A 13338-nucleotide genomic window follows, 5' to 3' on the forward strand; every position below is an offset into this window, starting at 1 on the left:
CCATGATCTCGCACCTCAGTAACTGTACGTAAGATCAGTATAGCTCGTGGTGACTGCTAATCATGGGTAATCAGGAACGGCAATGTCTGAAGTTAGGCCATGGTTAGGTTCTATTATTTCACTTGCACGGTTTAGAGTTAATAGAAAACTCAGGGTGATTGACTTTTCTGAGTTGTATGGAGAGGGTAATCGTCGATTTTATCTAGGGGAGCCACAACAGGAAGAAATCATCAAAGCTGTTTGGGCTGATATAGATAATGCGTTCTCTCGACCGGTAAAAGCATCGGATGTGACATCTGATTACGTACCCACCCAAATTATCTCTGAGTTTATTAAGTCCAAAGGATATGATGGGATTGCTTATAAAAGCTCTCTTGCTGCAGGTCATAACATAGCTCTCTTTGACTTAACATCAGCAGATGTTATTGCTTGTGATCTTCATGAGGTTTCATCTGTGAAGTTCTCTTTCAATAATATGCCTGAGCATTGGTAATTTAGCATATTTGGCTTGGCAGGATCATGGCCATATCGAATAGCGAAGCGTATTCGGACGATCGCGAAAGGGAGCTTACCGAGAGGCCTCTGACTCCAGGGTTGCCTGCCTTGCCATTGCTCGGTGCGTGGCGGTATGCGGACGATTACGCTGCGCTAATCGTCCCTACATCAAGGCGTTGATTGCGTATGTTGAGCCCTTTCCTCTCTCCATTCCCCGCATTGCCAACCACCATGTCTGTCGTGACTCGCTGCTGACTTCTCCCCCGACTTCACCTTGGCTTCACACAGCCTCATTTTCCCTTCACAAATCCCCCCTATCTTCTGCCCACTGCTTAAAAGGCCCGGCTTGCCACAGGGTGGCGAGGGCCAAAGAGAGGGGAGCAAGACGATGAAATCCTGGATCAAATACGGGCTGGCCGGGGCCTTGATACTGGTGGCAAGCTTCTGGGGCGGCAGCGTGCGGGCGGCGGGGGCGTGGCCCGCTCAAGGGGGCCCGTGCCCGCCTGTCTCCCAGTTTCCCTAATATCAGGCCAATGACTGAACGCGCCGGGCTGATCTGTCAACGGAAGCGGAACAGCTCCCGGTGCAGCGGGGCGGCCAGATGGGCATCCAGGGTGTGGGCCATGGGCTCGGGGCCGCAGAACCACACCGGGGTGTGCTGGCGTTCACCCAGGGCGGCCAGATCCAGTCGGCCGCGCTCTGACTCCAGATGCAGCCGGTAGTCGACTCCGGCCCGGCGGCACAGCTCGGCCAGCCGATTGTGATAAGGGGCGGCCTCGGCGGTGGGGGCGCATTGCAGCAAGGTGGTGCCGGGGCGTTTTTCGCCGCGGCGCACCAGGGCCTCCAGCCAGGCGACGAAGGGGGTGATGCCGATACCGGCGCCCATCCAGAGCGCGGGGGCGGGATCCGGCAGGGCGAAGGCGCCATAGGGGCCGGTCACGATGACGGCATCCCCCACCCTGAGGTGCTGGTGCAGCCAGCGGGTGTGATCCCCGAGGGCGCGCACCGCCAGGGTCAGAGAGCGGTAGTCTGCCGAGACATCCACCAGGGTGTAGGGATGGGGCTCGCCGCGCCCGGCGAAGTCGAAGAAGGCGAACTGTCCGGGGCGGTAGCCGTGCAGGGGCGCGGTGAGGGCAACCCGGATCTCCAGGGTGCGCTCATCCAGGGGGGCGAGGGCGCTGACCGTCCCTTGGCGGCGTGCGTCCCGTCCCACCCGGCCAAACAGGGAGTAGAGCGCCCCCAGAGTACCCAGCCCGCCGCCGATAAGCAGGGTCAGGCCGACCGGGGTCAGGGCGCCGATGCGCGGCAGCAGGCAGAGCCCGTGCAGCCAGCCCATCAGATAGATGACCGGGGCCAGCCGGTGAACCACCTTGAAGCGCTCGTAGCGCACCACCGCCAGCAGGCTTACCACCACCAGCGCCAGCAGCAGATAGAAACTCCATTCCCCCAGGGTATTGCCGAGGCTGTGCCAGAGGGCATCGTTACCAGCACCAGCACCAGCACCAGCACCAGCACCAGCACCAGCACCAGCACCAGCACCAGCACCAGCACCGCGGCGCGCCGGCCGGGTCAGCCAGTCGGCGGCGACAGCCCACTTGGGGGCTTCCACCAGCAGCCAGTGGGCCACGAGGGTGCCGGTGGCCCAGAGGGCGCTGCTGCGGTGCAGGCGCAACATGCGATCCAGCCCGCCGCACCAGGCCTCGAGCCTCGGCAGGCGCAGGGCCAGCAGCAAAGAGAGGGTCATGGCGCCGAGGCCAAGCAGACCGGTCAGGATCAGCAGCTCGTGGCGCCAGGGCCAGACGCTGGCGGGCCACTGGGTGAGGCCTGCGAGCCAGAGCAGGGTGAGGGTCAGGGGCAGGGCCCAGACGAGGGATGCGGGTTTCATGATGTCCTCCTTGTCCATGCCTCCATTGCACGCCTGCTTTGTGGCGAAAGTGTGCCCTCTTACTACCTCTTTTGTAGCAGAGTGTGGCAAAGGGTCGCCGGGTCAGGGCAAGCGGACTGAGGAGGAGGGCGCGGAGCAGAACAGGGGGGCAGGAAAGCGGTCGGCGTCACCCCACAGGCCTGCGTCTGGAGAGTGGTGATGCTGGGGCAGCCACATGGCTGCCCCAGCAAACAGTCGTGTCAGGATTTTCGTCCCTTGCCGCCCTTGTTGCCCGCGAGGGCCTGCTTTCTGGCCTTCTGCTTCTGGGCGCCCTTGCTGGCGCGGCGCGGCTCGGGGTCGAAGCGGGTGAGATCCGGCTCAAAGCCCGGGAACCACTGCTGGGGCAGACGGGTGTCGAGCACTGCCTCCACCTTCTCTAGAAGCGGCGCGTCTTCCGGGCTGAACAGGGTGATGGCGAGCCCCTTGTTGCCGGCGCGGCCGGTGCGCCCGATGCGGTGGACGTAATCCTCGGGCTGATAGGGGAACTCCAGATTGATCACATGGTTGAGATCGCTGATATCGAGGCCGCGAGCCGCCACGTCGGTGGCCACCAGCGCCTGCAAGGTGCCGGCGCGAAACGCCAGCAGCACGTTTTCCCGCGCGCTCTGTGACAGATCCCCGTGGAAGGCCAGCGCATTGATGCCCCCCTTGCCAAGCTGCTGGGCCAGCTTGTCGGCCCCCTGGCGAGTGCGGCTGAAGATCAGCGCCGGTGCCCAGCCCTTCACGGTCAGCATGTGTTGGACCAGTGCCACCTTGCGATCGCTGTCCACCGCATAGACCCGCTGCTCCACCTCGGCCGCCGTGGTGTTGCGCGGTGCCATTTCCACCAGCGCCGGGTCGCGCAGCAGCACCTTGCAGAGGGCAAAGAGGTTGTCGTCGCAGGTGGCCGAAAACAGCAGGGTCTGGCGATCCGCCGGGATTTGCTTCAGCAGCGCCTTGATCTCGTCCATAAAGCCCATGTCGAGCATCCTGTCCGCCTCGTCAAACACCAGATGACGCAGTTCGGCCAGCGTGAGCGCCCCCTGGCGCAGGTGATCGAGCAGGCGGCCCGGGGTGGCGATGAGGATATCCACCCCGGCGTTCAGCGCCTCCACCTGGGCGGCGATGCTCACCCCGCCGTAGACCAAGGTGCTGGTGAGGTCGGTGCCCCTGGCGTAGCGTGTGACGCTCTCGGCAACCTGCACCGCCAGCTCGCGGGTCGGCACCAGCACCAGGGCGCGAATGGGGCGGGGGGCATCGCTCGTCGGGTGTTGCAGCAACTGCTCCAGCAGCGGCAGCACGAAGGCGGCGGTCTTGCCGGTGCCGGTCTGGGCGCCCGCCATCAGATCCCGCCCCGCGAGGATCAGGGGGATGGCGCTGGCCTGCACCGGGGTGGGGGCGGCGTAGCCAAGCTCGGTCAGGGTTTGCTGCAAGCGGGGGGAGAGGGCCAGTTCGGCGAAAGAGGCAATGGACATAGGGCACCAGTATGGGGTTATCCCGCCCCGTGGCCGGGACGGAAACAATCAGCGTGACGGGATGGTAACAGATAGCGGGGGCGCGGCAGAAGCCGGGGCGCTCAGGGGGCCGAATCGGTGCCCGGATCGCGGACAAGGCGGATGGTCTGCCCCTGGTAATAGGCGATATTGCGCTTGCCGTGCTGCTTGACGTGATAGAGCAGATCGTCGGCCAGTTGCACCGCCTCGGCCACCGTCAGGTAATCGCGAATGCGGGTCACTCCGGCGGAGAAGGTGATGGGGGCGGGCAGTTCGGGGATGCGCAATGGCCGCTCCAGCAGGCGGGCGGCGGAGTGATGCATCATGTTGTCATCGTCCATCCCCTTGAACAGCACGATGAACTCTTCCCCGCCCCAGCGAATGGCGACATCGCCCCTGCGAATATTGGCCTTGAGGTGAGCGGCGAAGGCGACGAGCGCCAAATCGCCCACCCCGTGGCCATGGGTATCGTTGACGGACTTGAAGTTGTCGATGCCGAGGATCATCAGGTAGTCGTGCTCCTGCAGCAGCGCCTCGTTCAGGATGTCACGGCGCGGCAGTCGGGTCAGGTGGTCGGTCTGGGCCAGGGTGCGCAGGCGGGTAACCAGGCTGCGCCCCGTCAGCATGATCAGCAGCAGGATGATGAGATAGAGCTTGAAGGCCGCCCCGTAGAGCACGGACCGGATGAAATCGCCGTAACTGTATGACCACTTGAGGTAGAGATCATTGCCTGCCTGAGTGCGCATCAGCGGCGTGCTCAGGCAGAGGTGGAACGGGCGGCAGGGCTCGACCTCTTCGAAGGAGAGGACGGTCCGGGTCGGATTGAGGCTCTCGAAGGGGCGCAGCACCTCCTTGAACGCACGGTCGACGGCGATGTCGATGCCCTTGAGCCCATAGCGGTAGTCCTTGATGGCGGGCTCGTAATAGATGAAGGGGAAGTAGAGGGTGATGGCCTGCAACCCGGTGAAGGTGTCGGTATAGAGACCGGAGACCCAGGCTTCATCCGTGCTGCAGGGGACATGGGTGGCCGCGAAAAAGGCGCAGCCGAAATAGTGGGTCCAGGGCTCGATGTCATTGAGGTTGGTGTTGACCGGTAGCAACTGGCTCGGCAGCATCCGCTGGTTGGCGACCATGCCGAGCAGGCGGCGATCATCATAGAAGGCGTAGAGGTTGAGGACCTCGGGGTTGGAGATGACGTACTGGTAGGCGAGGAGCATCTGGTTGGCCGGGGGCAACACGGGAATGACCGCCAGGCGCTTCAAGGTGGGGAGATCATAGCCATAGGCATAGGCCGTCGCATCCCCGTTCTCGCTGAAGATGGGCATCTTGATGCTGCTGTTGTCGATGAAGGCGGCCAGTTTCTCCGGCGCCAGGATGCGGGCCCGCTGATAGAACACCTCGAACAGGTTGGGCTGCTTGGCGGTGATGAGCGCCATGTCGTGCCTGATACGAAGGTAGGTGTAGTTGCACACCAATCCGAGCCCCATCAGGGCCGGGCAGAGCCAGCCAAGCCGGGTGAGCCATCGACGGGGGAGGAAACGCAGCAGTGAGGCGGCCATGGCGTGAACGCTCCCGTGGTGACAGAGGCCTTTTTTGTAACTGATTTTACCGGGCATCACCAGATGAAGTTGGTGGGGTGCCATGGGGTGTGCACAAAAATGAGCCAGCAATATCAAAAAGATAGACGATAAGATCGCATTCGATGGTGGGCGGGGGAAGGGGGGGGACTGAAACAAGAGGGCATGGCGCCCTCTTGTGTGGACTGTGACAGGCGCCTTAGCGAGCCTGGTATTTCGGCGAGCGGGGGCCAGGGAGGATGCCGTTGGGCGTGTCGGCACTGAGCAGCCTGACGCTGGTGATGCCGGCGATTTCATGGCCCTTGTCGGTCAGGGTGTTGGCAATCTGATTGACCACCGCCACCACCAGCATGCCGATGAGGCCGCCCCCCGAATTGCCCTGCTGCTCGGCACTGCTGGCGCTGGCACTGCCTTCCCACAACAGCTTGCCGGTGCGCAGATCCACCAGGCGGGCACTGGCGGTGACCACCGTCTCGCTGGAGATGACCAGATAGCTGGTACCGTACTCCTTGATGTCGAGGTAGAGGGCGGTATCGGCTCCGTAGATCTCGTGGAGCTTCTTGATGGGCAGCGCCTGGATGTCGGCGGGCTCGGTCACGCCGTTCTGCCGGAACGTCTCGTTGGTGACCGCCACCGGCAGCACGTAATAGCCGGACTCGGCGAGCGGATAGGTGATCTGGGATTGCAGGCTGGGGCCCGCCTTGATGTCCGGCGAGTGATTCACCGGCGGCAGCACCAGAATGGAGGTTGGTTTGCTCTCCTTGAAGTTGCTGTAGTCGTAGCCGGGGCCCTGTGCACAGCCGCCCAGGAGGAGGGCGCCCAGCGTGAGGGCAAGGAGGGTGCGCAGGGTCATTGGGTCTCTCCCTTCTTGCTGGACATCAGGAAGTTCATGAAGGGGGCCGATTCGGGGAAGAGGCGCTTCTCGGTTTCGAACTGCTCGCGAGTCTGGGCATCCTTGCCGAGCTGGGCGTACAGCATGCCGAGGTGAGCGTGAAAGCCCGGTGGCACAGCCTGCCCCTTGGCGCTCGCTTCTTGCTGGTTTTTCTCCAGCGCATCGATCTGCGCTTCGACCCCGGTGTCGTCACCCTGCATGTGCTGGTAAACCACTCCCTGATATTGCTCCCAGTTGTAGAGCGTCTGCGGCCCCTGGGCGCAGGCGCTCAGCAGCAGGCCGCTGACCAGCAGCAGAGAAGGACGGAACAGCGTCATCTCGTCTCTCCTCATTGGGCCGGGCGCCAGGCACCGGTCTCGATACCGTTCACCAGATTGTTGACGGCCTCGCGGATGGCGAGATCCAGCACCTTGCCGTTCAGGGTGGAGTCGTAGCTGGCGGTGCCGCCGAAGCCGACGATCTCGCGGTTGGAGAGTTCGTACTCCCCGGCACCCTGGGAAGAGAAGACCACTTCCGAGGTGGTGACGTTGACGATGTTCAGGTTGACCTTGGCATAGGCGATCTGTGACTTGCCGCGACCCAGGATGCCAAACAGCTGATGATCGCCGATTTCCTTGCGACCAAACTCGGTGACGTCGCCGGTGACCACGTAGTCGGCGCCCTTGAGTTGCTGGGCCTGTTGCTTGATCCCGGCTTCGGCCTGGATCTCCGCCATGTTGTCGCGATCCAGTACGCTGAAGCGACCGGTCTGTTGCAGGTGGGTGATCAGCACGGTTTTCGCCTGGTTGCCCAGCCGGTCCACGCCGTCGGAGAAGATGCCACGCATGTAGCTGGAACGGTTGTCGAACTTGCCGACGGCGATGGGGCTGCGTGCGCCCTGATAGTGGCTCTGATAGGAGGCAACCTTGGGTACCTCCAGGGTGCGCGACGACTCGCTCGCACAGGCTGTCAGCAAGCCCGCCATCAGGATGACACTGGATGAAACAACAAACTTCTTCATGTAAGGCCCCGTTATCAAAGGAAAAAACAGCGGCGGACTCTAACATGGTTCGTGGCGAAGAAAGTGCCCCGTATGGGGGGCATACCCGCTCAATCCCTGTGCGTTTGACAGGGGATGGCGGGTGACCGGGTCTGTTGCAGGGGCTGGAACACCTCCTCCAGGGCTGCCACCAGGGCGCGCATTCGGCCCGTCTTCTGCACATCCGGGTGCAGCACCATCCAGATGTCGATGGGATCGTGCTGGCCAGGCAGCAGGCGCACCAGGGCGGGGTCTTCTTCGGCGAGGAAGGTGGAGAGCAGGGCGATGCCGAGCCCTTGCCGGGCGGCGGCCATCAGCACCAGCTGGGCATTGCTCTGCATGACCACGTTGGGCTCGTGGAGCGGTTCGCCGCACAGACTCAGCCAGTGACGGGCCACCAGCTCTCTGGGAAAGAGCAGCAGGTCGTACTCTTGCAGTGCCTGACCCGAGCGGGGCGTGCCCCGCCTGGCCAGGTAGTCGGGAGAGGCGTAGAGCCCCATCTTGATGGTGGCGAGCCGTTTGACCACGAGATCTCCCTGCTCGGGGCGCACGCTGCGAATGGCGAGATCCGCCTCCTGATTGGGGATGTCGCTCACGCTGACGGCGGTCAGCAACTTGAGGCGGATGCCGGGGTGGCGCTGGCGCAGCAGGGTGAACGCGGGCAGCACGAAGCCCTGGGCCAGGGTATCCGTGGTGGCGATGCAAAGCTCCCCTTCCAGCTCCCCCAGGCTCGCGGTGCGCATCATGGCCAGGGCCGCCTGCGCCATGGCCTCGGCCAAGGGCGTGCGCCACCCCGACGTGATGCAGGATTGAGTCGGCGTGATGCAGAACTGCCGCAGTCCGGGGTGGGCGGGATCGCTATGATGTCGCTCCCGATTGCGGTTTCATTCGTCTGCCACTGGAGTGTCCATGTCTGTCTCAAGCGTCCCGGCTTGCGAGCCAGGTCAGGTTGTCCATCCTCGTCTGCGCTGGTTTCTCTCCCTCGCCCTGATGTCGGCCCTGCTCAACAGCAGCGTGCCTACCCCGCTCTATCCCCATTACCAGGCGGCGCTGGCTCTAAGCGATCTCGGCCTCAGCCTCATCTATGGCGGCTATGCGGGGGGCGTGCTCATCGCCTTGTTCGGGGTGGGCAACCTGGCGGGACGCGTGGCGGATCTGCGCACCCTGATCCTGCCTGCCCTGGTGGCGGTCGGGGGCGGGGCCCTGCTCTTCTCCCTGGCCGACAGCTTCTGGACCCTTTTGCTGGCGCGGCTGCTGGCCGGGATTGGCACGGGCAGCCTGACCGGTGCCGCCAATGTGGCGCTGCTGCGTTTTGGCCCCAGGGATGGGGGCAAGCGGGCGGCGCTGAGCGCCACATTGTCTTTCACCGCCGGACTGGCCCTTGGCCCCGTGTTCAGCGGGCTGGCGCTGCAGCAGGATCTCTACCCGACCACGCTGCCGTTTCTGCTGATCCTGGGGATGGCGGGCTGCGCCATCGGGGGGCTGGTGTTGAGCTGGCCCAAAGGGGTGAGGGCGACGGAGGCCGCCCTGAGCGGGCAGGGTGGCGGAGCCCTGGGAGAGGGGCTCAGGGCCACGGGGGTCGGGTTCTTCCTTTGCGCCCTGGCGCTCTTCACCGCCTGGGCGGTGGCGGCCAGCTTGCTGGCCATGGGTCCCAAGGTGGTGAGCGAGATACTGGGCATGACGGATCTGGGGCTGTTCGGCTATCTTGTCGCGGCCTATCTGGTCTTCTCCGGGCTTTGCCAGCTCTGGGCCCGTCGCCTGGATGCTCGCCATACCCTGCAAAGCGGCGTGCTGGCCCTGGCGCTGTGCGTGCTGCTCTTTGCCGGGGCCGTTCACGGCCTGCCCAGCTGGCTGGCGGGGCTCGGGCTGCTGGTGGCGGGCTATGCCCAGGGGGCCGTGTTCGTGGGCAGTGCGACCCTGATCAATCGCATCGCGCCCCCGGCCAGCCACGCGCGGCTGCTCTCCCTCTTCTATGTGATCGCCTATGTGGCGAACTGGGTACCCGTGTTGCTGGGCTGGGTGAGCGACGGGGCCGGTCTTGGCGTCGCGCTGGATCTGCTCTTCGTCGGCAGCACCCTGACAAGCCTGGGGCTGGCCTGGGCGGTGTCTCGGCGGCGCTTCGAACCCACTGTGTGACAGGGCATCACCCATCGACCAGGACGACGCTCCCGGCATCCAGGTGGTGCATCCACTCCCGCAGGATCAGCAGGGCGGCGGCGATGCGCCTCTCCCTCGGCAACTGGGCCGACGCCAGGGGATCCCCCTCCACCATGGCGGCAAGCTGGCCGAACAACCGCTCAATGTTTTCCCGGCTCTGCACCCGGTTGCCGAGCACCTCGGCCAGGGGCTCCGGGCTTTGCAGGTGCAGCACGGGGTGGGGCGGGATCCGTGCCGCGAGGGGCATCAGTACATCCTCCACCACCATGATGGCTTGCTCAAGATCCAGGGGCGTCGGCGGATCCCGGCGAAAGGGTCCCGGGGTCAGGGCATCGAGCCCCAGTGTCAATGCAAGTGTCTGGCTGGTGCCATCGGCCGCGGTGAGCGCGACCTGGCTTCGGGTATTGCCCAGGCTCAGCAAAATGGTGTCGTGATGCTCTCTGGTCATCTGATGTGCTCCCGGCGTTGGATGCCCCATGGATACACCCGCACGGGGCGGATTGGCGAGTCATTTCGCCCCCCATTCGGGCATCAGGGGTTGCAAAGATCGCCATGAGTGGCAATCTGGACGTCCAAACGTCTTTAAAGGAGCCCTGACATGGATATTCGTATCGTCCCCCGCGCCCTCGTGCTCGCCCTCTCTCTGGTGGGGGCGAGTGCCCTTGCCAACGAGGCCCTGGTGTTCCAGACCGACTTCGGTCTCAAGGATGGCGCCGTCTCGGCCATGAAGGGGGTCGCCTTCGGGGTGGACCGCACCCTGCCGCTCCATGACCTGACCCACGAGATCCCGGCCTACAACATCTGGGAAGCCTCCTACCGCCTCTATCAGACCCTGCAATACTGGCCCGCGGGCACCGTCTTCGTCAGCGTGGTGGACCCCGGTGTCGGCACCGAACGCAAGTCGGTGGTACTCAAGACCAGGAGCGGCCACTACATTGTCAGCCCTGACAACGGCACCCTGACCCTGGTCGCGGAGCACTTCGGCATCGAGGCGGTGCGCCAGATAGACGAGAAGACCAACCGCCTCAAGGGCTCCGAGAAGTCCTACACCTTCCACGGCCGCGACGTCTACGCCTACACCGGCGCGCGCCTCGCCTCCGGTGCCATCAGCTTCGAGCAGGTGGGGCCTCTGCTGCCCGCCGAGGTGGTGACCATCCCCTATCAGCCCGCGGTGGCCGAGCAAGACGGTACCCTCAAGGGCACCATTCCGATCCTGGACGTGCAGTACGGCAACGTCTGGACCAATATCGACGACAGCCTGCTGACCAAGGCGGGTATCCACAAGGGGGACAACGCCTGCATCAGGATCAGCGAAGGGGATGCGCTGAAATACGAGGGCAAGGCCCCCTATGTCAGCAGCTTTGGCGATGTGCCGGAGGGCCAGCCCCTGGTCTACCTCAACAGCCTGTTGCAGGTGTCGGTGGCCCTGAACATGGACAGCTTCGCCGCCAAACACCAGGTGCAATCCGGCGCCAACTGGCATATCAGCCTGAAGAAGTGCAACTAGACGCTGTCAGCGGGTGCTATCCGGTACAAGCGGGCATAGCAGTCTGAAGAAATGCGGCTAGATAGAGGGGAGAGCTTCTGTCGGCGATGTGTCTCTTGGGGCGGTGGGACTGGTGTCCACCGCCCCTTCTCTTTGGCGATGGCGTCTTGCCGGGCCAGCCGGTTATCTCATCATTTGTCATCCTTGCTTAATAAAGCGCTGCCATGCTGTGGCCGGACGCCGTGATGACGCAATGATTGCGCCGAGATAACAAGGAAAAGCCGATGAGCCGTTTTGACGAGAAAGACAGTGCCAACCACCCCCGCGAGCAGGAGCCGGCGTTCAACCGCCTCATCGAGGCGGGTCTCAGCCGCCGTGGCTTCCTCAAAGGGGTGGGCGCCGCCAGCATGGTGGCCTTCTTTGCCGCGAGCCCCGTGGCCCAGGCCGTGGCCGCCGCAACCCGGCCGCTGCTTGGCTTCCAGGCCGTGCCCGCCTCGGTGGCCGACAGCATAGTGGTGCCGCCCGGCTACAAGGCCGAGGTGCTGATCGCCTGGGGAGATGCCCTCTTCCCCGATGCCCCCGCCTTTGCCCAAAGCAACGACGCCAAGGCCCAGGCCCGCCAGTTTGGCGACAACAACGACGGCATGAGCTTCTTCTCCCTGGGCCCGGACAGCGCCCTGCTCGCCGTCAACAACGAATACACCAACTACGAATACCTGTTTGAAGATGGTGGCAAGACCCTCAGTGCAGAGGCTGTCGCCAAGGCCCAGGCGGCCCACGGGGTTTCCCTGGTGGAGCTGGTGCGCATCGATGGCAAGTGGCAGGCCAACCCCAAGGGGGCCCTCAACCGCCGCATCACCGCCACGACCCCCATGACATTGAGCGGCCCGGCGGCGGGCCATGCCCTGCTCAAGACCCAGGCCGATCCCGAGGGGCGCACCGCCCTTGGCACCTTCAACAACTGCGCCAATGGCCAGACCCCCTGGGGCACCTACCTCACCTGCGAGGAGAACTTCAACGGCTACTTCGGTAGCGAGGGCAAGCCGGCGCTGGACCAGCGCGCCGCCCGCTACGGTCTGGCCGCCGAGGATGCGGGCTTTGGTTGGCACAAATTTGACGAGCGATTCGATCTCGCGAAGCATCCCCAGGAGCCGCACCGCTTCGGCTGGGTGGTGGAAATCGATCCCCGCGATCCCGCCTCCACCCCGAAGAAGCGCACCGCCCTTGGCCGCTTCAAGCATGAGAATGCGGCCTTCACCGTCAACCAGGATGGCCGCGCCGTGGTCTACCTCGGCGATGACGAGCGGGGGGAGCACATCTACCGCTTCGTCTCGAAGAACAAGGTGGCGCCGGGCAATGACCCCGCCAACCGGGATCTGCTGGACGAGGGCACCCTCTATGTGGCCCGCTTCGAGGCGAGGGAGGGGGAGCTCAAGGGCACCGGCCAGTGGCTGCCCCTGGTACACGGCGAGCATGGTCTGACCCGGGAGAACGGCTTCGCCGATCAGGGGGAGGTGCTCATCTTCGCCCGGGAAGCGGCGACCCGGCTCGGTGCCACCACCATGGACAGGCCCGAGTGGGTGGCCGTGCATCCCCACAGGGCCGAGGTCTACTGCACCCTAACCAACAACAAGAACCGCGGCCTCAAGGAGAACCAACCTCTCGATGGCGCCAACCCCAGGGCCGAGAACCCCTATGGCCAGATCATCCGCTGGCGCCCGATGGGGGACGATCACGGGAGCGACAGCTTCGAGTGGGATCTCTTCCTGCTGGCGGGCAACCCTGGCGTGCACAAGGAGGGGCTGATGGCGGGCAGTGCCAACATCCATCCGGACAACATGTTCAACAGCCCGGACGGCATCGGCTTCGACGAGGCGGGGCGGCTCTGGATCCAGACCGACGGCGACTACTCCAACGAGAAGCAGTTTGCCGGCATGGGCAACAACCAGATGCTGTGCGCCGATCCCGCGAGCGGCGAGGTGCGCCGCTTCCTGACCGGCCCTGTGGCCTGCGAAATAACGGGCCTCACCTTCACGCCTGACTGGCGCACTCTGTTCGTCGGGGTGCAGCACCCGGGTGAGGAGGGGGCGCCCTCCCATTTCCCGGACGGCGGCACCGCCATTCCCCGCTCCGCTGTGTTGCGGATCACCCGGGACGATGGCGGCATCATCGGCGCCTGATGGCCCGGGGTAACCGACTGGCCCGTGATGACAAAAGCCGCCTTCGGGCGGCTTTTTTTGGGTTCATCGCGGCTTTCCGGGGAAGGCCGCCTTGATTTTCAGAAAAAAGTATTCTGAGTCCCTAAATCCATATGCCA

Annotated in this window: 12 protein-coding genes and 1 pseudogene; 5 read left to right on the forward strand and 8 right to left on the reverse strand. The window is 64.1% G+C overall.

Features of this window, described 5'->3' with window-relative positions:
- Window positions 1-82: 82 nt before the first annotated feature.
- Window positions 83-493, forward strand: coding sequence for an RES family NAD+ phosphorylase (locus tag PG887_RS19910; RefSeq protein ID WP_270822714.1), 411 nt, complete (start codon window positions 83-85; stop codon window positions 491-493).
- A 390-nt stretch (window positions 494-883) separates the two neighbouring features.
- Window positions 884-964, forward strand: a pseudogene (locus tag PG887_RS22750) (subclass B2 metallo-beta-lactamase); the annotation flags it as partial.
- A gap of 90 nt (window positions 965-1054) precedes the next feature.
- Here the strand turns inward: PG887_RS22750 and PG887_RS19920 are convergent.
- The 7 genes from PG887_RS19920 to PG887_RS19950 form a co-directional block, all read right to left on the reverse strand.
- Window positions 1055-2398, reverse strand: a complete 1344-nt coding sequence (locus PG887_RS19920) for a ferredoxin reductase family protein (RefSeq protein ID WP_270822715.1) — start codon at window positions 2396-2398, stop codon at window positions 1055-1057.
- A 221-nt stretch (window positions 2399-2619) separates the two neighbouring features.
- Complete coding sequence (locus PG887_RS19925) at window positions 2620-3873, reverse strand: DEAD/DEAH box helicase (protein ID WP_270822716.1); 1254 nt, start codon at window positions 3871-3873, stop codon at window positions 2620-2622.
- A 101-nt stretch (window positions 3874-3974) separates the two neighbouring features.
- Window positions 3975-5450, reverse strand: coding sequence for a GGDEF domain-containing protein (locus PG887_RS19930; protein WP_270822718.1), 1476 nt, complete (start codon window positions 5448-5450; stop codon window positions 3975-3977).
- Between the two features lie 217 nt (window positions 5451-5667).
- Window positions 5668-6321, reverse strand: a complete 654-nt coding sequence (locus PG887_RS19935) for a DUF799 domain-containing protein (RefSeq protein ID WP_270822720.1) — start codon at window positions 6319-6321, stop codon at window positions 5668-5670.
- Window positions 6318-6677, reverse strand: a complete 360-nt coding sequence (locus tag PG887_RS19940) for a DUF4810 domain-containing protein (RefSeq protein WP_202041978.1) — start codon at window positions 6675-6677, stop codon at window positions 6318-6320. The genes PG887_RS19935 and PG887_RS19940 overlap by 4 nt, the downstream gene beginning before the upstream one ends.
- A gap of 11 nt (window positions 6678-6688) precedes the next feature.
- Window positions 6689-7360 carry a CsgG/HfaB family protein gene (locus PG887_RS19945; RefSeq protein ID WP_270822723.1) on the reverse strand — a complete coding sequence of 224 codons (672 nt, stop codon included), beginning with the start codon at window positions 7358-7360 and terminating at the stop codon, window positions 6689-6691.
- Between the two features lie 89 nt (window positions 7361-7449).
- A complete protein-coding gene (locus tag PG887_RS19950) occupies window positions 7450-8157 on the reverse strand; it encodes a LysR substrate-binding domain-containing protein (RefSeq protein WP_270822725.1) in 708 nt (235 codons plus the stop codon).
- A gap of 130 nt (window positions 8158-8287) precedes the next feature.
- On the opposite strand from PG887_RS19950, the gene PG887_RS19955 reads away from it, so the two are divergent.
- Window positions 8288-9514, forward strand: a complete 1227-nt coding sequence (locus PG887_RS19955) for an MFS transporter (protein ID WP_270822727.1) — start codon at window positions 8288-8290, stop codon at window positions 9512-9514.
- Between the two features lie 7 nt (window positions 9515-9521).
- Here PG887_RS19955 and PG887_RS19960 read toward each other — a convergent pair whose 3' ends face one another.
- On the reverse strand, window positions 9522-9983 hold the full coding sequence (locus PG887_RS19960) for a hypothetical protein (RefSeq protein ID WP_270822728.1): 462 nt from the start codon (window positions 9981-9983) through the stop codon (window positions 9522-9524).
- A 150-nt stretch (window positions 9984-10133) separates the two neighbouring features.
- Here PG887_RS19960 and PG887_RS19965 point away from each other — a divergent pair, with 150 nt between their 5' ends.
- Together PG887_RS19965 and PG887_RS19970 are read left to right on the forward strand one after the other, a co-directional pair.
- Window positions 10134-11042, forward strand: coding sequence for an SAM hydrolase/SAM-dependent halogenase family protein (locus tag PG887_RS19965; RefSeq protein ID WP_042015034.1), 909 nt, complete (start codon window positions 10134-10136; stop codon window positions 11040-11042).
- Between the two features lie 263 nt (window positions 11043-11305).
- Window positions 11306-13201: a PhoX family protein gene (locus PG887_RS19970; RefSeq protein ID WP_270822729.1), complete on the forward strand. Its 1896-nt coding sequence runs from the start codon at window positions 11306-11308 to the stop codon at window positions 13199-13201.
- Window positions 13202-13338 lie beyond the last annotated feature (137 nt).

This window comes from Aeromonas sp. QDB14 (genome assembly GCF_027707845.1).
GTDB lineage: Bacteria > Pseudomonadota > Gammaproteobacteria > Enterobacterales > Aeromonadaceae > Aeromonas > Aeromonas caviae.